Origin of the sequence: Kitasatospora sp. NPDC058063 (assembly GCF_042885395.1) — a bacterium.
GTDB lineage: Bacteria > Actinomycetota > Actinomycetes > Streptomycetales > Streptomycetaceae > Kitasatospora > Kitasatospora lactacystinica.
The window spans coordinates 103,552-121,102 of record NZ_JBHVSD010000014.1 but is presented as its reverse complement, the minus strand read 5'-3'; the positions used below and the strand labels follow the sequence as shown (position 1 = coordinate 121,102).

18 protein-coding genes are annotated in these 17,551 nt (G+C 74.7%); 5 read left to right on the top strand and 13 right to left on the bottom strand.

What is annotated here, in order from left to right:
* Nucleotides 1-10: 10 nt before the first annotated feature.
* The 4 genes from ACFVUY_RS24235 to ACFVUY_RS24220 all read right to left on the bottom strand — a co-directional run bounded on the left by ACFVUY_RS24235 (nucleotide 11) and on the right by ACFVUY_RS24220 (nucleotide 1,864).
* Nucleotides 11-595, bottom strand: coding sequence for a type 1 glutamine amidotransferase domain-containing protein (locus ACFVUY_RS24235; protein ID WP_387694677.1), 585 nt, complete (start codon nucleotides 593-595; stop codon nucleotides 11-13).
* A gap of 11 nt (nucleotides 596-606) precedes the next feature.
* A complete protein-coding gene (locus ACFVUY_RS24230) occupies nucleotides 607-903 on the bottom strand; it encodes a PRC-barrel domain containing protein (protein WP_387733133.1) in 297 nt (98 codons plus the stop codon).
* Nucleotides 904-907: 4 nt separating this feature from the next.
* Nucleotides 908-1,321, bottom strand: a complete 414-nt coding sequence (locus tag ACFVUY_RS24225; RefSeq protein ID WP_387694675.1) for a hypothetical protein — start codon at nucleotides 1,319-1,321, stop codon at nucleotides 908-910.
* Nucleotides 1,322-1,387: 66 nt separating this feature from the next.
* Nucleotides 1,388-1,864, bottom strand: a complete 477-nt coding sequence (locus tag ACFVUY_RS24220) for an HAD family hydrolase (RefSeq protein WP_387733130.1) — start codon at nucleotides 1,862-1,864, stop codon at nucleotides 1,388-1,390.
* A 166-nt stretch (nucleotides 1,865-2,030) separates the two neighbouring features.
* Here ACFVUY_RS24220 and ACFVUY_RS24215 point away from each other — a divergent pair, with 166 nt between their 5' ends.
* Nucleotides 2,031-2,735 carry a DUF4328 domain-containing protein gene (locus tag ACFVUY_RS24215; protein WP_387694673.1) on the top strand — a complete coding sequence of 235 codons (705 nt, stop codon included), beginning with the start codon at nucleotides 2,031-2,033 and terminating at the stop codon, nucleotides 2,733-2,735.
* Nucleotides 2,736-2,984: 249 nt separating this feature from the next.
* On the opposite strand, the gene ACFVUY_RS24210 is transcribed toward ACFVUY_RS24215, so the two are convergent.
* From ACFVUY_RS24210 to ACFVUY_RS24185, 6 genes are all read right to left on the bottom strand, one after another.
* Complete coding sequence (locus tag ACFVUY_RS24210; protein ID WP_387733127.1) at nucleotides 2,985-3,584, bottom strand: GNAT family N-acetyltransferase; 600 nt, start codon at nucleotides 3,582-3,584, stop codon at nucleotides 2,985-2,987.
* 61 nt (nucleotides 3,585-3,645) lie between these two features.
* Nucleotides 3,646-4,302 (bottom strand): TNT domain-containing protein, encoded by a 657-nt coding sequence (locus tag ACFVUY_RS24205; protein WP_387694671.1) that lies wholly within the window; start codon nucleotides 4,300-4,302, stop codon nucleotides 3,646-3,648.
* Nucleotides 4,303-4,527: 225 nt separating this feature from the next.
* Nucleotides 4,528-5,871 carry a geranylgeranyl reductase family protein gene (locus tag ACFVUY_RS24200; protein WP_387733125.1) on the bottom strand — a complete coding sequence of 448 codons (1,344 nt, stop codon included), beginning with the start codon at nucleotides 5,869-5,871 and terminating at the stop codon, nucleotides 4,528-4,530.
* A 605-nt stretch (nucleotides 5,872-6,476) separates the two neighbouring features.
* Nucleotides 6,477-7,577, bottom strand: coding sequence for a calcium:proton antiporter (locus tag ACFVUY_RS24195; protein WP_387694669.1), 1,101 nt, complete (start codon nucleotides 7,575-7,577; stop codon nucleotides 6,477-6,479).
* A 91-nt stretch (nucleotides 7,578-7,668) separates the two neighbouring features.
* Entirely contained in the window at nucleotides 7,669-9,222 is a 1,554-nt protein-coding gene (locus tag ACFVUY_RS24190) for a protein kinase (protein WP_387733122.1), read from the bottom strand.
* A gap of 29 nt (nucleotides 9,223-9,251) precedes the next feature.
* Complete coding sequence (locus ACFVUY_RS24185) at nucleotides 9,252-10,031, bottom strand: serine/threonine protein kinase (RefSeq protein WP_387733346.1); 780 nt, start codon at nucleotides 10,029-10,031, stop codon at nucleotides 9,252-9,254.
* Between the two features lie 308 nt (nucleotides 10,032-10,339).
* On the opposite strand from ACFVUY_RS24185, the gene ACFVUY_RS24180 reads away from it, so the two are divergent.
* Both ACFVUY_RS24180 and nagB read left to right on the top strand, forming a co-directional pair.
* Nucleotides 10,340-10,747 (top strand): hypothetical protein, encoded by a 408-nt coding sequence (locus ACFVUY_RS24180; protein WP_387693876.1) that lies wholly within the window; start codon nucleotides 10,340-10,342, stop codon nucleotides 10,745-10,747.
* Between the two features lie 288 nt (nucleotides 10,748-11,035).
* Nucleotides 11,036-11,818, top strand: a complete 783-nt coding sequence (nagB, locus tag ACFVUY_RS24175; RefSeq protein WP_359899350.1) for a glucosamine-6-phosphate deaminase — start codon at nucleotides 11,036-11,038, stop codon at nucleotides 11,816-11,818.
* A gap of 109 nt (nucleotides 11,819-11,927) precedes the next feature.
* On the opposite strand, the gene ACFVUY_RS24170 is transcribed toward nagB, so the two are convergent.
* The 3 genes from ACFVUY_RS24170 to ACFVUY_RS24160 all read right to left on the bottom strand — a co-directional run bounded on the left by ACFVUY_RS24170 (nucleotide 11,928) and on the right by ACFVUY_RS24160 (nucleotide 15,430).
* Nucleotides 11,928-13,058: an aminotransferase class I/II-fold pyridoxal phosphate-dependent enzyme gene (locus tag ACFVUY_RS24170; RefSeq protein ID WP_387733119.1), complete on the bottom strand. Its 1,131-nt coding sequence runs from the start codon at nucleotides 13,056-13,058 to the stop codon at nucleotides 11,928-11,930.
* Nucleotides 13,055-13,711, bottom strand: coding sequence for a transcriptional regulator (locus ACFVUY_RS24165; RefSeq protein WP_387733117.1), 657 nt, complete (start codon nucleotides 13,709-13,711; stop codon nucleotides 13,055-13,057). The genes ACFVUY_RS24170 and ACFVUY_RS24165 overlap by 4 nt, the downstream gene beginning before the upstream one ends.
* Before the next feature lie 108 nt (nucleotides 13,712-13,819).
* The gene (locus tag ACFVUY_RS24160) at nucleotides 13,820-15,430 is read right to left on the bottom strand and encodes a beta-propeller fold lactonase family protein (RefSeq protein ID WP_387733115.1); all 1,611 of its coding nucleotides are present in this window, start codon (nucleotides 15,428-15,430) and stop codon (nucleotides 13,820-13,822) included.
* Between the two features lie 313 nt (nucleotides 15,431-15,743).
* Between ACFVUY_RS24160 and ACFVUY_RS24155 the strand changes: the two genes are divergently transcribed.
* A complete protein-coding gene (locus tag ACFVUY_RS24155; protein WP_387693872.1) occupies nucleotides 15,744-16,205 on the top strand; it encodes an RrF2 family transcriptional regulator in 462 nt (153 codons plus the stop codon).
* Between the two features lie 73 nt (nucleotides 16,206-16,278).
* Nucleotides 16,279-17,460, top strand: coding sequence for a globin domain-containing protein (locus ACFVUY_RS24150; protein WP_387733113.1), 1,182 nt, complete (start codon nucleotides 16,279-16,281; stop codon nucleotides 17,458-17,460).
* Nucleotides 17,461-17,551: the final 91 nt, after the last annotated feature.

The window sequence follows — 17,551 nt, the reverse complement described above, 5'->3', positions numbered from 1 at the left end:
CGGACCGCGCTCACGTCCCGCGCTTCGCCGACGCGTGGGCGAACTCCGTGACGAAGGCGTCGTCGAACAGCGGCAGGTCGGCGGGCCTGCGGCTGGTGACGAGCGGGCCGGGGCCGTCGTGGCAGACGTGCACCGGCTCGTCCACCCAGTGCGCGCCGGCGTTGACCAGGTCGGTGCGCAGGCTGGGCCAGGAGGTGAGGGTGCGGCCGCGTACGGCGTCGGCCTCGATGAGTGTCCAGGCTGCGTGGCAGATCGCCGCGACCGGCCGGCCGGCGGCGCCGAAGGCGTGCACGAAGTCGACCGCCGGGCGCTCCAGGCGCAGCCGGTCGGGGTTGGCGACGCCGCCGGGGAGGACCAGCCCGTCGTAGTCGGCCGGGTCGGCCTCGGCGACCAGGGCGTCGACGGCGAAGGTGTCGCCCTCGGCGTGGTGCCGGACGGTCCGGACCCGCCCCTCGGCGGTGGACAGCAGCCGCGGGGTGCCGCCGGACTCGGCGACCGCCTGCCACGGGTCGGTCAGTTCGACCTGCTCGGCCCCGTACGGCGCGACCAGGAACGCGATCGTCCGGCCGGTGAGCGTGGTGGACGGCCAGCCCATGGCGCAGTCGCTCAGCCCGGGTGCGGGGCGGTCAGGTCGACGGCCACGGGCGGAGCGGTGCTGAGCCGGGCGCGCGGGCAGTCGAGGTGGACGGCGCGGTCGAGGTGGTCGAGCCGGGCGACCAGTCCGGCCGGGACGAGCACCCGGGCGCCCGGCACCCAGGGCTCGGCGTCGACCAGCAGGTGGTCCCCGGCGTCCTGTTCGACCCGGCCGACCGGGCCGTCGGTGGCGTGCACCTCGTACCCGACCAGCGTGAGGTCGGCGGCGGGATGGGAGCCCGGGCGGTACTCCCACAGGTCGGTGGTCATGGCGTCACGCCTCCGGCCGGTCCCAGGGGCGCCGCTCGCGGCGCTCCCGGCGTTCCCGGAACTCCGTCGGGTCCGCCGGTGCGACACCGCTGCGGGCCTCGCGCCGGCGGCGCAGCAGTTCGGAGGCGGCGACCGCGGCCCCCACCGTCGCCGCCCAGACCACCCCGAGCGCGACCAGTACGGCGGTGGCCGGTGTCCGGGCGCCCACGCCGAAGCAGATCGCCGTCATCACCAGGGCGGTCAGCGTCACCCCCGCCGTGACCCTGCGCCCGACCCCGCGGAGCACGCGCCGGACCCGGCTCGGCGCTTTGGCGCCCATCGTGCTCAGCTTCCGGTCGAGCCGTGCGTCCTGCCGCAGATCGGACTCGATCTCCTCGAGGAGCCGCCGCTCCCATCCGCTCAACGCGGGTCCGTCCATCTCGGTCACCTCCGACACTTCCGGTGACGTGCTCGCACCCGGCGGGTTGCCCGGTACGGGCCGGCACTAACCGTTGCGGGCACCGCCTGTTCCGGCGCCGACGGGCCCGAAGGCCCGGGGGCGGGCGAGCAGGCTGTCGTCCAGGACGCCCAGCAGGGCGGCGGCGTCGCGGTGGACCTCGGCCGCGCCCGCCGCCCGCAGCTCCGGGCCGGTGTCCCGGCCGGCCGTCAGGGCGACGCACGGCACCCCGGCCCGCCGCACGGCCCGTACCTCGCGCACGCTCCCGGCGACGGCCACGGCGTGCCAGGGCCTGCCGTCCACCAGGTCGAGCGCGGCTCTCACCGGATCGCCCCCGGGATCGGCCACGGTGAGCGCCGGAGCCCCGGCGGGACCGGGGCCGGTCAGCACCACCGTCCACCCCCGGGCGGCGCACTCGCGCAGCAACTCGGCACCGCCGGGCAGGGTGGGCTGCCACCAGTCGGTACCGAAGAGAGCCGCCGAGACCACCGTCATGACCACCGCTTCCGTTCGCGGGCGACGCACCGAATGCTCCCTTCCAGGTTAGGTCGCTCCCCCGCCGCGCGCGCAGCCTGCGCCCGGACCCCCGGGAAACCTTCCGGCGGTCCGGAAAAGTGGCTGGCCGCAGGTGATCGTTTGGCCCTAGGGTGTCGCTCCGTCACATTGGTCCAGTCCTGGAGCCCGATCCCCGATGCCTTCGCCCGCCGTGTACCGCTCGCCGAGATCGAGCGCCACCGTCGCCACCGTTCTGCTCGCCGTGAGTGCCGCCACGACCCTCGCCTCGCTCGGTGCGGGCTTCCTCCTGTACGGGGAGGCCGGCGATCTCGCCAACGGCGCCGAGACCGACGGATCCGCGCTGATGGACACGGCACAGCTCTACGACAACATCGGCTACCTCCAGGTGGTGGCCCTGGCCGCGTCCGCGGTCACGTTCGTCACCTGGTTCCATCGGGTCCGGGTGAACGCCGAGGTCTTCGACCCGCGCGGGCACCGGTTCAAGCGCGGCTGGGCGATCGGCGCCTGGTTCACCCCCGTGGTCGCGCTCTGGTTCCCCCGCCAGATCGCGGGCGACATCTGGCAGGCCGGTGCCCGGCCGGACGCCTCTGGCGTGCGCCCGCAGCTCCCGCAGACGCTGCTCAACCTCTGGTGGGCCGCCTTCTGGGCCTCCAACGTGACCGGCCGGGTCGGCTCCCAGTACCTCTCCTCGGCCTCGGCGCAGTACGCGGACGGCTACCAGCAGGCCGTCGGCTGGCTGATCGCCTCCGACCTGCTGTCGGTGGTGGCCGCCGTCCTCGCCGTCCTGGTGGTCCAGAGGCTGACCACCATGCAGGAGGAGCGCTTCACCGAGGCTGCCGTCCCCGCGTTCGGGCTCCACGGCGGCACCGTCCGGGGCTGAGCCCGCTAGGCCCTCTCTTTCGGATCACGTCGGACCAGTGGGCGTCGTTGGAGTGCGTGCATCGGCGGTGCGGAGGAGGGAGTCCATGCGGAGCATCGGCGACCGACGACAAGCCGGCGAGGTGCGTGCTCCGGCGGCGACCGCCTGGCGTGATCCGAAAGAGAGGGCCTAGGTCGGCCGGGGCCCGCGGGCGGGGCCTCGGCCGGGGCCCGCGGGCGGGGCCTCGGCCGGGGCCCGCGGGCGTGGTGCTCAGTCCGTGAACGGGTCGGAGGCCAGCCGGGCGTGCAGGTGCTCGTCGGTGTAGACGCCCCCGCCGTAGGTGTAGGAGGCGCGCAGGGTGCCCTCGTACGGGAAGCCGGCCCGCGCCGCGACCCGGCAGGAGTCCTCGTTGCCGACGGCGTGGTAGAGCTCGATGCGGCGGGCGTCGGCCTGCTCCACCGCCCAGCGGGTGGCGGCGGTGGCGGCCCGGGTGGCCAGGCCCCGGCCGCGGGCGGCGGCGAGCAGCCAGTAGCCGACCATGACGACGCCGTCGTCCCGGTTGGTCCACACCAGGTAGGCGTTGCCGCACAGGCGGCCGTCGGCGGCGTCGACGACGGCGAAGGGGGCCGCGCTGCCGTCGGCCCAGCGGGCCTCGCAGCGGTCGAGGTAGGCCTCGGCGTCGACCGGGCCGGAGCCGCCGAGCGGGGTCCAGCGGGCGACGGCCGGGTCGGCCGCGGCGGCGACCAGGGCGGGCACGATGCCGCCGGGCACGTCGAGGCCGTGCCCGAACGGGCGCAGCAGGGCGTCGCCGAGGTCGAGGACGGCGGGGCGGAAGACCCGCCGGTCGGTGGCGGGATCGCTGATGGTCATCCCGTCTTCCTATCCCCGGCACCCCCGGGCCCGCCAGCGAATTTCCCGGGCCCGGAGCGGGTCAGATCCGGGCCAGGTAGCCGTTCTCGACCAGCCAGAGCACGTTCGGCCTGGCCGGGCCGCCGGGCAGCAGGGCGCCGTCGAGCTGGTACTGGAGGCCCCAGCCGGGCTGGTTGAACCACGGCGCGATCGGGCCGGCGTGCACCGTGAAGGCCTTGACCACCTTGTAGTCGTGGTAGTTGCAGGCAGCCGGCGGGTTGCTGTCCAGGCTCTGCGGCGGGAGCGCGCGGTTGGCATAGGGCAGGCCCTCGGGGGCGAGGTAGGCGCCGTACTCGCTGCCGTAGCGGTCGATGTTCTGGTTCGGGTACAGCGTGAGCTCGAACTCGATCGGGCTGCCGTCGGGCAGGGTGACGTAGCCGTCGGCCGGCGGGTAGATCCAGCCGCCCTTGCCGCCGTTGCCGGCCGGGTCGTAGTACTGGGCCAGGAAGGTCTGGTCGCTCGCGCCGCCGGTGCGCTGGTAGCCGGCGAGCTGGCGGCCGACCGGGCCGGTGGTCGGGAGGTCGGCGGGGCCGAGGCGGGCGTCGTCGTGGCGGAAGGCGGCGGAGCACTGGTCGGAGGGGGTGGCCGCCGGGGCCGCGAGGGCGGCGGGGGTGCTCACGGCGGTGAGGGCGGCGGCCGCGGCGAGCGGCGCGACGAGCAGGCGAAGGCGAAGGCGCACGGTGTCTCCGTCGAACGGGTCAGCGGTCGAAAAGGGAGCCACGGAGGGGCATTGTGCTCACCCTCCGTGGCTGGTTCGACACCAGGCAATCGGATCTTCTGATCATTCGTCAATATGATCCGTACGACTGCTCGTTCGACTGCGCTGATTCCGCCGAATCCGGGACAGCGGGGCCGCCCGTCCAGGAGGATGGGCGGTCCGGCGCCACCGGGTCGCCTCCCCGGGTCACTTCCCCGGGGCGACCCGCCCGAGCAGGTGGAGCAGCCGGTCGAGGGCGTCCTTGGAGTTCGGCTCGGTCAGGTTGACCATCAGCCGGAACGCCACCTTCAGCAGCGCCGGGTGGCCGAGCCCGGCGGCCCCGGCCGCGCCGAGCAGCTTCGGGCGGCCCAGCAGGTCGGCGGCCAGGCGGCCGAGCGCGAAGTAGCCGGCGTACGCGGAGCGCAGCGCCTGCGGGTAGGCGCGCAGGGCGAGTTCGCGGCCGCGGTCGGTGCGGCGGGCGAGGGCCTGGACGATGGTCTCGGCGGCGAACCGGCCGGACTCCATCGCGTAGGCGATGCCCTCGCCGGTGCCCGGGCTGACCGTGCCGCCCGCGTCGCCGACCAGCAGCAGGCCGTCGGCGTAGTGGGGCCGGCGGTTGAGGCCCATCGGCAGGGCGGCGCCGCGGATCGGCTCGGTGACCCCGTCGGGGGTGTAGCCGTACTCCGGGGGCAGGCCGTCGCACCAGCGGCGCAGCAGTTCCCGCCAGTCCGCCTCGGTCCCGGCGGTGTCGAGGACCCCGAGGCCGACGTTGGCGGTGCCGTCGCCCATGCCGAACACCCAGGCGTAGCCGGGCAGCAGGCCCCGGGCCGGGTCGTCGGGGTCGCGCAGGTCGAGCCAGGCCTCCAGGTAGCGGTCGTCGTGGCGCGGGGTGGTGAAGTACGTCCGGTACGCGACGCCCACCGCGCGGTCGGTACGGCGGTAGCGCTTCATCGCCACCGACAGCCGGGTGGAGTTGCCGTCGGCGGCGACCACGACCGGGGCCCGGTAGGCGACCGGTAGGCGCTCCTCCCCCGACCTGGCGGTGACGCCGGTGATCCGGCCGGTCCGCTCGTCCAGCAGCGGGCCCGTCACAGTGACGCGTTCGACCAGCCGGGCACCGGCCGAGGCGGCCTTGCGGGCGAGCAGTTCGTCGAAGTCGGCACGGCGCCGGACCAGCCCGTACCCGGGGTAGGCGGAGAGCTCGGGCCAGTCGAACTCCAGCGAGCGGCGCCCGGAGATCAGCCGCAGGCCCCGGTTGTGCAGCCAGCCGGCGTCCTCGGAGACGTCGATGCCGAGGTCGGTCAGCTGCTTCACGGCGCGCGGGGTGAGGCCGTCGCCGCAGACCTTCTCGCGCGGGAAGGCGGATTTCTCCAGCAGCAGGACGTCCAGCCCGGTCCGGGCGAGGTGGGCGGCGGCGGTGGAGCCCGCCGGTCCGGCGCCGACCACGATGACGTCGGCGCTCTCCGCGGCCCGGACGGCCTCCTCGTCCCTGTCGGTCTCCTCGGGCCGGACGGTCCGCTCGGGTCGGACGGTCTGCTCTGGGCCGGGCATCGCACTCTCCCACGGGTCGGATCGGCTGTACTCGCGACGGATTCCTCGGACTGGGCGGTTCCGGACGGACGATAGAGAACCCCGGCACCCGCCCGCCGCCCCGACACGCAGGCCGCCGCCGCGAACCGGTCAATACCGGCCACCACGGCCGTCCGGGTTCACCCACCGGACCGGGGAGCGGAGTCGACCGCTCGGGCCGCACGGGCCGCACGGCACCATGACGAGCGGGTGATCGAGTACCTGCGGGGCGCCGCGGCCGGGCCGCGGCGCCACTGAGCCCCTGGCCCGCGAGCAGCTGCGGGACCAGGGGCTCCTTGTCGTTCCACGGTGCGCACCCCCTGGCCAGGGGGTTCACCGGCGGTCGCACCGGATTCGACGAGGGGCCCCGGCCACGGGGGCGGCCCAGGGACCCTCACCCGGTACCACGGCCGCCGCCGCTCCCCGGGTTCACCCACGGCCCCGCCAGCCCCGCCGGCCCTGCTGGCCACACCAGCCGCACCGGGCCCACGCGGTCCGCGCGGTCCGGCCCCGGGAACGCCGGAAGCCCCTGGCCGCACGGGGGAACGGGCCAGGGGCTTCCACTCCGGACTACGGACGGCGGGCCCTCACGGGTTCAACGCCAGCACCACGTACCCCGCCAGCACCGCCAGGTGCACCGCGCCCTGGAGCGGGGTCGCCCGGCGCGGGATGACCGTCAGGGTGAGCAGGATGATCGTCAGGGTCAGCAGCACCATGTGCGCCGGGTCGAGGCCGAGGACGAGGGGGCCGGAGAGCCAGCTGGAGGCGATCGCGACCGCCGGGATGGTCAGGCCGATGCTGGCGAGCGCCGAGCCGAGGGCGAGGTTGAGGCTGGTCTGCACCCGGTTGCGGACGGCCGCGCGAAGCGCCGCGATGGTCTCCGGCAGCAGCACCATCAGGGCGATCACCACGCCGACGACCGCGTGCGGGAGCCCGGCGTCGTCCACCGCCTTCTCGATGGTCGGCGACACGCCCTTGGCCAGGCCCACCACCGCCACCAGGGCGACGGCGAGCAGCAGCAGGCTGATCCCGGCGGCCCGGACGGTCGGCGGGGAGGCGTGCTCCTCCTCGTCCAGCACCCGGCCCTCGGGGGTGACGGGCAGGAAGTAGTCCCGGTGCCGGACGGTCTGGGTGGCCACGAACAGCCCGTACACCACCAGTGAGGCGGTGGCCGCGAAGGTGAGCTGGGTGGTGGAGAACTGCGGGCCGGGCGAGCTGGTGGTGAAGGTCGGCAGCACGAGGCTGAGGGTCGCGAGGGTGGCGATGCAGGCGACCGCGGCGCCGGTGCCCTCGGCGTTGAACACCGCGGTCCGGTACTTGACGGCGGCGACCACGATGGACAGTCCGAGGATGCCGTTGCAGGTGATCATCACGGCGGCGAAGACGGTGTCCCGGGCCAGCGTGGAGGACTTGTCCCCGCCGTCGGCCATCAGCGTCACGATCAGCGCGACCTCGATCACGGTGACCGCCACCGCGAGGACCAGTGACCCGAACGGCTCCCCCGACCAGTGTGCGATGACCTCGGCGTGGTGCACGGCGGACAGTACGGCGCCCACCAGGAAGCAGGCGACCACCGCCACCACCCAGCCGGGCAGTTCCTTGTGCCAGGTCAGGGCGAGGACGAGGAACGACACCACCGGAACGACGACGGTCCATTGCGCGACGGCCGCGCGGAGCTTCGTGATCATGCCGCCGAGGATCCCAGACCGGAGGCCCGTCACCCGGGTACCCGCGCCGGGATTCGTAGGGATGTGGCATAACTCATCCCCTTTCGCGCCATTACCCTCCGTAGTCGCGAAGGTACTGAAGCACTTTGTCGACATGGCGCCGCACCCCCTCCGGCACGCCCCCGGCGGCCACCACGCTCTTGTCGCTGGTGCGGTAGGCCGCCGCGACCAGGGCGGGCAGGTCGCGGGTGAGGCCGCGGTGCTTTATCTGCTGGTCGAGCCAGCAGACGTAGTTGCCCATCGCGGCGATCGCGTCGCCCGGGTCCCAGTACGACTTGGCGCCGGGGTGGGTGGCGGCCTTGCCCCAGGCCTCGAAGACCGAGGGCGTCCACATCGCGATGCCGTACTCGCCGGTCTCCGGGCGGGCCGCGTTCGGGTCGAAGCCGCTCTCGGCCCTCAGCATGGCGGCCAGCAGCACCGGGGTGACCTCCGGCTCGGGGCAGCGCCGCGCCGCGGTCTCGATCATTCCCCGGTAGGCCGGCGGGACGTCCGAGCCGGCCGGGATCGCACCGGGCAGCGGGGGCACCGCGCGGTGGGCGGCGCCCGGCCCGCCCGGCTCCGGTCCGCCGGTCAGCGCGAGGACGGCGAGCCCGCAGGCCAGCAGGCCCGCGCCGGCCCGGACGGCGGCGCGCCGGCGCCGGCCCGGCGGGGCGGCGGCCCGGGCGACCAGCAGGGCCAGCCCGGTCCGGGTCCGCTCCTCCCGCCCGGGGGCCAGGCAGGCGGTGACCACGGGCCGCCAGCGCGCCGGCAGCGCCTCGTCCAGCCGCAGCGGCGCGGCGCCCCGCGCGTACGCCTGGCCGGCCAGTGAGCGGGCCCGGGCGGTCGCGCCGAGGAAGGGGTGCAGGCCGCCGGTGAGCAGCTGGTGGGCGATCACGCCGAAGGCCCAGACGTCGGCGCTGGGGCGCACGGCGACGCCGCGGGCGCCGGTGCGCTCGGACCACCACTCGGGCGGGACGTGGTCGGGCGAGCCGAGCGGAGGGGCGTAGGCGTGGGTGCCCTCCAGCTCGGCGGTGAGGCCGAAGTCGGCGATCTTGGCGGTGCCGTCGGGCATCAGCAGGACATTGGCCGGTTTCAGGTCCCCGTGCACCCAGCCGGCCCGGTGCATGTGGGTCAGCCCGGCGCAGACCTCGGTCAGGATGCGTTCGGCGCCGGGCACCGCCGTACCGGGGCGGGCCTCGGCCAGCAGGTCCTGGAGGCTGCGGGCGGCGCGTTCCATCACCAGGGCGACGGCGCCGTCGAGCGCCGGGTGGTCCGGGTCCTCGACGGTGGCCACGGCGAAGGTGCGGATCAGGTGGGGATGGTCGGCGCGGCGGCTGAAGCGCTGCTCGCTGCGGGCCATCCGGGCCACGGTCCGGCGCTGGCCGGGGCTGAACCGGGCCGCGCCGAGGATCTTGACGGCGGCCGGGCCGCCGTCGGGGCCCTCGGCGGCGTGCACGCTGCCCCAGGCGCCCGCGCCGAGGAAGGCACCGAGGCGGTAGCCGGCGATCGGATAGCCCGCCGGGACGGCGAACGGCGGGCCACCGGGCGCGGTCCCGCCGCCGGGCGGCTCGGACTCCGGCCCGGGCGGGGCGGCGGACGGGTCAGCGGTCCCGCCCCCGGGCGTCACGGGCTCCGACCCGGGCGGGGCACCGGGCGTCACGGCCGGGCGGCCGGGCGCCGGGGCGGGAGCAGTGCGAGGTGCTCCTCCCGGACGAGGTCGAACCTCAGCGCCAGCGCCACCAGTTCCTCGCGCTTTCCGCCGCCGGGGCCCTCCTCGTACGGCTCGCGCAGCCGCAGCTTGGTCGCCACCAGGTAGTCGATGTGGTAGTTGACCGCCGAGCGGCTCAGTCCGCCGCAGCCGGGCAGGGCGCGCAGCCGGGCGAGCACCTCGGTCACCCCGGGGACGGCCGCGGCGGAGGGCGAGCGCAGTCTGGGCTCGCAGAGCGCGAGCAGGACCAGGAAGTACTTGGCGGTCGGGTCCAGGGCGAACGGGCTGACGGTGCGCTCGCCCTCGGCGCCGCCGGGCCGGCCGTCGAGGTAGGCGTGCTGCGGGGCGAAGACCTTGAAGGCGGCGGGCCCGCCGAGGGCGGGCAGCAGCACCCGGGAGAGTTCGAACGGGACGGGCGCGCCGATCCGGCCGGGCGCGACCTTGACGTGCTCCCCCGCGCCCTCCAGGTTCTCCACCACGTAGGTGGCCGAGGTGCTGAAGTTGGACAGCCGCCAGTAGTCCTCGGCCGCGACCACCTCTCCCGCCCGGCGGGAGACGCCCTGGTCGGGCAGCGGGATGGGGACCGGCCGGCCGGGCTCCCCGCGCCCGAACACCGCGGTCTCGCCCGGGCCCATCCGCAGCAGGCCGGGGGTTTCACCGGGTGCCACCTCGGGCCCCGGGCCTGGAAGTTGCACGATGACCGTGTCGACGCGGCACCTCCGTGGGATCGGGCCGATGGTATCCGTCCGATTCACCCCGGGGGCAACCCGCCACCCGGACGGGTGAGCGGAGCACCGGGGCACCGCCAACCCCGCCGGGCCGTGCGCGGGTTGCCGACGTCACCCGCCGTTTCCCGATGAACTGATCGTCCGTCAGGACTGGAGTTGTCCGTGTGCTGAACGGGTGGCGAATGGTTGCAGGATGTAGTTGAACCGTCACCATGAGTGTGACGCAACGCACACACGCCGAGTTCACAATGTGTGCAAGACTCATCTCAAGGAGTGAGATTCCCTTAATTTCCAAGGAGGTTCGCATCATGCGCGCTCGGATCGCAGCTGTGGTCATGGCGGCGGCAGGGATAGCCGGCCTGTCGGCGGCCCCGGCCACAGCGGCCACGGCGACGTCCGGCACCGACGGCGCGGCCTGCGCCGCGGTGCTCAACCGGCCCTGCGTCTCGCACCAGGCCGACGGCGAGGGCATCGTGGGCGTCGCCCGGGTCAGCGCCGACCGGGGCCAGTTGACGCTGGTTCGGGTCGAGATCCGCACCCAGGCCGCCTGGGGCAGCCCGTGGAAGACGGTCGCCACCGCGACCACCGTGCGGTTCGGCTCCGCCGAGGCGGTCACCCCCCGGGTGACCGCCACCGGCCCCCGCGTGATCTGCGCGACCGCCGGCCCCGCGCTGGACGTCGCCCAGCAGGTCACCACCTGTACCAACCCGTTCTGACCGCGGGGCCGCCGAGGCGCCGCACCCGCCCGCCCCACGCCGTCCGTACGACCGGGCAGCCGTCCGGACGACCGGTGAGCGGGAAGCCGTAGAGGACACGAACGCCGGGCCGGCCGTCGGGACATCCCCCGACGGCCGGCCCCGGCCGTTCCCACCTGGCAGAACGGGCAGGGGCGGAAGATCGCCCGCCAGTCGGACCCGGGTGGACCTGGGGCACCCCTTCACGGCAAACTGGTCTAGACCTCGGAGGTCTAGACCTCAGACTCGCCTCAGAACGGTGGACCCAGTATGGAAATCGTGATCGTCCCTGACGCCCGTGCGGCCGGCGACCTCATCGCCGCGGCGATCACCGATCTGCTGACCGACAAGCCCGACGCCCTGCTCGGCGTGGCGACCGGCTCGACCCCGCTGCCGATCTACCAGGCCCTGGCCGAGCGGGTCCGCGACGGCCGGCTGGACGCCGCCGAGGCGCGCATCTGCCAGCTGGACGAGTACGTCGGCCTGCCCGCCGGCCACCCCGAGTCGTACCGGTCGGTGGTGCTGCGCGAGGTCGTGGAGCCGCTCGGCCTGACCGAGGACTCCTTCCTGGGCCCGGACGGCAACGCGTCCGACATCGCCGCGGCGGCCGTCGCCTACGACCGCGCGCTGGCCGAGGCCGGCGGCGTCGACCTCCAGCTGCTCGGCATCGGCACGGACGGCCACATCGGCTTCAACGAGCCCTGCTCCTCGCTCTCCTCCCGGACCCGGATCAAGACCCTCACCCGGCAGACCCGGGTGGACAACGCCCGCTTCTTCGACAGCATCGACGAGGTCCCGCACCACGTCATCACCCAGGGCATCGGCACCATCCTGGAGGCCCGCCACCTGGTGCTGCTCGCCACCGGCGAGGCCAAGGCCGAGGCCGTCGCGCTCGCCGTCGAGGGCCCGCTGTCCGCGGTCGTCCCCGCCTCGGCGCTCCAGCTGCACCCGCACGCCACCGTGGTGGTGGACGAGGCGGCCGCCTCCCGCCTCAAGCTCGCCGACTACTTCCGCGACACCTACGCGGCCAAGCCGGCCTGGCAGAAGCTCTGACCACTCCCGGGCGGCACCCCTGACGGGCCGGGGTGCCGGCCGCCGACTCCCCTCGGCGGCCGGCGCCCCGGCCGCTTCGCGTCCGCACCGGGTCCGCCCCGGGTGCGCCTCAGCGCTTGCGGAGCCAGTCGCCGAAGGCCGCCAGGCCGGGGCCCGGGTCGCGGCGGCCGAGGCCGATCCGGAAGCGGTCGGCCGGGGTCGGGGTCAGCTCCGAGCGGAAGATGCCGGCGGGCAGCAGCAGCACGCCCGCCTGTTCGACCAGGGCGGTGCAGAACTCCGCCACGTCGCCCGGGCCCCGGTAGCGCGGGTAGGCGACGCAGCCGCCGTCCGGCGCGCGCCACTCGAAGAGGTCGGCGAACTCGGCGAAGAAGGCGTCGAACCGCGGCAGGTTCTCGGCGATGATCGCGCGGTTGCGGGCCAGGATGTGCTCGCGGGCGGTGATCGCGATCCGGGCCAGCACCTCGCTCGGCGCCGAGTTGCAGATCGTGGTGTAGTGCTTGGCCCGCTCCAGGCGCGAACGCAGTTCCCGGTCCCGGCAGGCGATCCAGCCGATCCGCAGGCCGGGCAGGCCGAGCGACTTGGAAGTGACGTTGAGCGACAGGGCCCGCTCGGAGAGGTCGGCGGCCTGCGGCAGGGCGCGGGCCCGGTCGTGCTCCAGGCCGCGGTAGACCTCGTCCGAGAAGAGCCGGATGCCTCGCTCGTCGCAGAGCTCGGCCAGCCGGACGAAGTCGGCGGCGTCGATCACCTTGCCGGTCGGGTTGTTCGGGAAGTTGACCGACAGCACCCTGGTGTTGGGGCGCAGCGCCGCCTCGACCGCGTCCAGGTCCAGCGCCCAGTCCCGCTCCGCGTCCAGCGCGACGCCGGTGACCTCGCACAGCGAGAGCGGAACGGTCTCGGCGGACTGGTAGTTGGGGGTCAGCACCACCGCGTGGTCGCCCGGTTCGAGCAGCACCTGCATGGCGAGGTTGAGCCCCTCCTGGGCGCCGCCGAAGCAGATCACGTCGTCCTCGCCGACCAGCTCGTACATCCCGGCGACGGCGCGGCGCAGCCCGGGGTCGCCGAAGGTCTCGGTGTAGCCGAGGGCCAGGGTGTCCCAGGCCTCGCGGTCCTCGGGACCGGCCAGGACGAGCAGTTCGGCCATCGTCATGGTCTGCGCGTCGGAGGCGGTGAGGTGGTACCGGGCGGTGAACTCCCAGCGCGAGAAGTGGGTTTCGAGCCGGAAGTCGGGGAGCTGGGTCACTGGTGGTACTCCTTGGCGGGGCCCGCCGGGTGCTGCTTGAGCTCGGCGAGCAGGCTGTACGCGGTGGAACGGGAGATCCGAAGCGCGGTGGCGACGACCGGGACGGCGCGCCGGACGGCGAACACCCCGGCCCGGTCGAGTTCGGTCAGGACGGCGAGCCGGTCCTCGCGGGTGAACCGTTCCAAGGGGCGGCCCCGGTCGCGGACGTACCCGCCGACCACGTCGTTGATCCGCTCGGTCCAGTCGCGCTCGAAGAGCGGTTCGGGGCGCGGCGCGGTGGGGGCGGCGAAGCCGGCCAGCAGGGCGGCGGCCTGCTCCAGCGGGCCGCGGTCGAGGTTGACGCAGAGCACCGCCGTCGGCTTTCCGGTCTCGTCGCGCAGCACGGCGCTGACCGAGGAGAGGCGCCGGCCGTCGGGCAGCAGCTTCTCGTAGGGGCCGTAGACGTCGGGGGCGGAGGGGTCGATCCCGTCCAGTTCGCCGAGCAGCGAGGGGTCGCCGGGGGCCCGCGGGGTCATCGGGTTCCAGATGGCGAGGACCCGGTCGGTGGCGGTGTCGTGCAGCACCACCTCGGCGTACGGGCCGAGCAGCAGGGCCACGGCGCGGCAGACCGGGGACCAGGTCGGCACGCGTGGGTCGGGGTTTTCCGCAGACATGATCGGACTGTACGTCCGGGTCGGACACTTCGTCCAGGACTTTCGCGCACCGGGCCCCGCCGAAGGATCTCGGCGGGGCCCGGTGCGGCTGCCCGTGTGCGGCGGGCGCTACTTGCAGGTGATCAGCAGCCCCAGGATCGCGGAGCAGCTGCGGGTGGCCCGGCTGGTGGCGGGCGACGGGTCGGCGGGCGCCCCGGCGGTGCGGGCCACGGTGACGTCCCAGCTGCGGAGCAGCGAGAACAGGCCGACCCCGACCGAGAAGTGCCGGGTGGTGCTCGCACCCTTGGCCAGTGGCGCGGTCAGCGCGCAGCTGAGCTTCCCGGCGGCGACGGTGCAGTCGCCGGAGGTCGTGGTCAGTCCGGCGGGCAGGTCGGCGGTGACGGTGGCCGCGGCGACCGGGTCGGGGCCCTGGCCGGTGAGGGTGACGGTGTAGTCGACCCGGCTGGAGAGCAGCCCGGCCACCGGGGTCGCGGTGAGCGCGACGCCCAGGTGGGCGGCGGGGGCGGTGTAGGTGAAGCGGTCGGCGGCGACGGCCGCGCTGGTGCCGCCGGGCCCGGTGACCCGCACGTCCACCGGCCCGGTGACGGCGGTCGCGGGGGCGGTCGCGGTGCAGCTGGTCCGGGTGCAGCTGAACGAGGCCGCGGCGCCGGCCGCGCCGAAGGTCACGGCGGTGGCGCCGGCCAGGTCGGTGCCGGTGACGGTCACCGTGGTGCCGCCCGTCCCGGAGCCGCCGTTCGGGCTGATCGCGGTCACGTCCGGCACCGGCAGCGGGAAGTCCACCACGTCGACGGTGTTGCCGGTGAAGTCGGCGAGGTAGCCGTGCCGCCCGTCGGCGGTCAGGGCCAGGCTGTACGGGGCGGCGCCCACCGGGACGGTCGCGGTGACCGTCCGGCTCGCGGTGTCCACCACGCTCAGGGTGCTGTCGGCGTAGTTGGAGACGTAGACCGCCGCGCCGTCCGGGGAGAGGGTCACGGCGTAGGGGCCGGAGCCGACCGCGACGGTGCCGAGGACCGTGCCGGCCGCGGTGTCGATCACCGCGGCGGTGCCGTCGTCGCCGTCGGCGGCCCACAGCCGGGTGCCGTCCGGGCTGAGCGCGAGCCCGAAGGCTCCGTGGCCGACCGCGACGGTGCCGCTCACCGTGCCGCTCGCGGTGTCGACCACGGTGACGGCCTTGTCCCCGGAGGCGGCGACGTACAGCCGCGCGCCGTCCGCGGAGACGGCCAGCCCGTGCGGTTCGGCGCCGACCGGCACGGTCGCGGTCACGGTGCCGGACGACGTGTCCAGCACGCTCACCGTGTTGGCGGCGGCGTTGCTCACGTAGGCCCGGGAGCCGTCCGGCGCGAGGGCGAGGCCCCAGGGCTGGGCGCCGACCGGGACGGTCGCGGTGACGGCGTTGGTCGCGGTGTCCACGACGCTGACGGTGTTGTCCAGGTGGTGCGTCAGGTAGGCCCGGTGCCCGTCGCGCGACACGGCGACGGCGTAGGAGCCGCTCCCGGCGGTGAAGGTGCCGGACACGGTGTTGGTCGCGGTGTCCAGCACGCTGACGGCGCCGCTGCTCTGGCTGGTCACGTAGGCGTGGCCGCCGTCCGGCGTCAGCGCGACGCCCGCCGGGTAGGGCGCCACCGCCACGTGCGCGGCGACGGCCGGCGGCGGCGTGACGGCCTCGGCCGTCGCGGGCAGCGACAGCAGTGCGGCCGTGGTCGCGACTGTCGCGGCCACGGCCGTCCGGGCACGGAATGCGCGGGGTATGCGGGGTGCACGGGATGCACGGGGTGTTCTCATGGATCTCTCCAGCTGCTCGGCACGTACGGGTGGTGCGGATGTGGTGGTGTTCGGAGCAGGGGGAAGCGTAGGAGCCTCTCTGACTTTCCGTCAGGGAGTGACTACTAATGTCGCCAAATGTTCAGATCCGATCGCAGCGCGGCACAGCCAGGCCCGGCATCCGCCTCCCCGGGGGCAACGTGACCACGGTCTCGGTCGGAGTCGTGCAGAAAATTGGAGTTGGAGAGTCGTATTCGGTAGCGTTCCAAACGTGAGGCTGACCAAGAGCACCGACATCGCCCTGCGGATCGCCATGCGACTGGCCGTCCTGGGCGAGGGCGACAACCCGACCACCCGCGAGGTGGCCGAGTCGGTCGGTGTGCCGTACACCCACGCGGCGAAGGTGGTCAGCCGGCTGCAGCACCTGGGGGTGGTGGAGGCCCGGCGCGGTCGCGGCGGCGGGCTGATGCTCACCTTCGCCGGGCGCACCGGCTCGATCGGACTGCTGCTGCGGGAGCTGGAGGGGGTCGGCGACGTGGTCGGCTGCGAGGACGACCCGCCGTGCCCGCTGCGGGCCGCGTGCCGGCTGCGCGGGGCGCTGCGGAACGCCCAGGAGGCGTTCTTCGCGGCGCTCGACCACCTCTCCGTCGCCGACCTGGTGGCCTCCCCCACCGGACCGGTCCTGCTCAGCCTCACCACCGGACCCCCTGACACCGCCGGACCCACCGGCTGATCAGCCCACCCGGGGCCGCGCACCTTCTTGCGGCCTTTAATGCGAATCTCAGATACCAATAAGGAGTCGTCTGATGCTGTCCGCGAAGTCCGCCGAGGTCATCGAGGCCACCCTGCCCGTCGTGGGCGCCGCCATCGGGGACATCACCCCGCGCTTCTACGACCGGATGTTCGCCGCTCACCCGGAGCTGCTGCGCGACCTCTTCAACCGGGGCAACCAGGCCAACGGCAGCCAGCGCGAGGCCCTGGCCGGCTCGATAGCCGCCTTCGCCACCGCCCTGATCGCCAACCCGGACCAGCGGCCGGACGCGATGCTCGCCCGCATCGCCCACAAGCACGTCTCCGTCGGCATCGCCGACGACCAGTACAAGATCGTCCACGAGCACCTGTTCGCCGCCATCGTGGAGGTGCTCGGCGAGGCCGTCACCCCCGAGGTCGCCGCCGCCTGGGACGAGGTCTACTGGCTGATGGCCAACGCGCTGATCGCCGTCGAGGACCGGCTGCGCGCCGAGGTCGCCGCCGGCGGCGACCCGGCCGACCTGTGGCGCCCCTACACCGTGGTCGCCCGCGTCCAGGAGACCGAGGCCGTCACCACCTACCTGGTCCGCCCGGCCGACGGCCGTCCGGTGCCCGCCTTCCGCCCCGGCCAGTACGTCTCCGTGCGCACCGAACTGGCCGACGGCGCCCACCAGATCCGCCAGTACAGCCTCTCCGGCGGCGCCGACGGCGCGCTGCGCTTCAGCGTCAAGCGCGAGGACGGCGGCGAGGTCTCCGGCCACCTGCACGACCACCTGAAGGCCGGCGACCCGATCGACCTGGCGCCCCCGCTGGGCGACATCGCGCTGGCCGACGGCGACGGGCCGGTGCTGCTCGCCTCCGCCGGCATCGGCAACACCCCGATGACCGCCATGCTCGACCACCTGGCCACCACCGGCTCCACCCGGCGGATCGTCTCCGTGCACGGCGACCGCGACCAGCTGAGCCACGCCTTCCGGGCCGAGCTGGCACGGCTCACCGGCACGCTGCCGAACGCCACCTCGCACGTCTTCTACGAGCAGCCGCTCGGCGAGTGGCCGGCCGAGCGCACCGGCCTGGTGGACCTCTCCACCGTCGAGGTCCCGGTCGGCACCACCGCCTACCTGTGCGGGCCGCTCCCGTTCCTGCGCGCCGTCCGCGAGCAGCTGCTGACCGCGGGCGTCCCGGCGGCGGACATCCACTACGAGGTGTTCGGCCCGGACCTCTGGCTCGGCGCCTGAGGCCCTGAGGTCCTGAGGTCCTGAGGTCCTGACGACCCGAGGCCCCGGGGCCCGAGGTCCCGGGCCGAGGTCCCCCCGCGGCACCGGTCCG

What these genes read in the sequence shown, in the direction of transcription:
- ACFVUY_RS24235 (WP_387694677.1), bottom strand. Translation starts at nt 595, where the DNA reads ATGGGCTGGCCGTCCACCACGCTCACCGGCCGGACGATCGCGTTCCTG.
- ACFVUY_RS24230 (WP_387733133.1), bottom strand. Translation starts at nt 903, where the DNA reads ATGACCACCGACCTGTGGGAGTACCGCCCGGGCTCCCATCCCGCCGCC.
- ACFVUY_RS24225 (WP_387694675.1), bottom strand. Translation starts at nt 1,321, where the DNA reads ATGGACGGACCCGCGTTGAGCGGATGGGAGCGGCGGCTCCTCGAGGAG.
- ACFVUY_RS24215 (WP_387694673.1), top strand. Translation starts at nt 2,031, where the DNA reads ATGCCTTCGCCCGCCGTGTACCGCTCGCCGAGATCGAGCGCCACCGTC.
- ACFVUY_RS24210 (WP_387733127.1), bottom strand. Translation starts at nt 3,584, where the DNA reads ATGACCATCAGCGATCCCGCCACCGACCGGCGGGTCTTCCGCCCCGCC.
- ACFVUY_RS24200 (WP_387733125.1), bottom strand. Translation starts at nt 5,871, where the DNA reads ATGCCCGGCCCAGAGCAGACCGTCCGACCCGAGCGGACCGTCCGGCCC.
- ACFVUY_RS24195 (WP_387694669.1), bottom strand. Translation starts at nt 7,577, where the DNA reads ATGATCACGAAGCTCCGCGCGGCCGTCGCGCAATGGACCGTCGTCGTT.
- ACFVUY_RS24180 (WP_387693876.1), top strand. Translation starts at nt 10,340, where the DNA reads ATGCGCGCTCGGATCGCAGCTGTGGTCATGGCGGCGGCAGGGATAGCC.
- nagB (WP_359899350.1), top strand. Translation starts at nt 11,036, where the DNA reads ATGGAAATCGTGATCGTCCCTGACGCCCGTGCGGCCGGCGACCTCATC.
- ACFVUY_RS24165 (WP_387733117.1), bottom strand. Translation starts at nt 13,711, where the DNA reads ATGTCTGCGGAAAACCCCGACCCACGCGTGCCGACCTGGTCCCCGGTC.
- ACFVUY_RS24150 (WP_387733113.1), top strand. Translation starts at nt 16,279, where the DNA reads ATGCTGTCCGCGAAGTCCGCCGAGGTCATCGAGGCCACCCTGCCCGTC.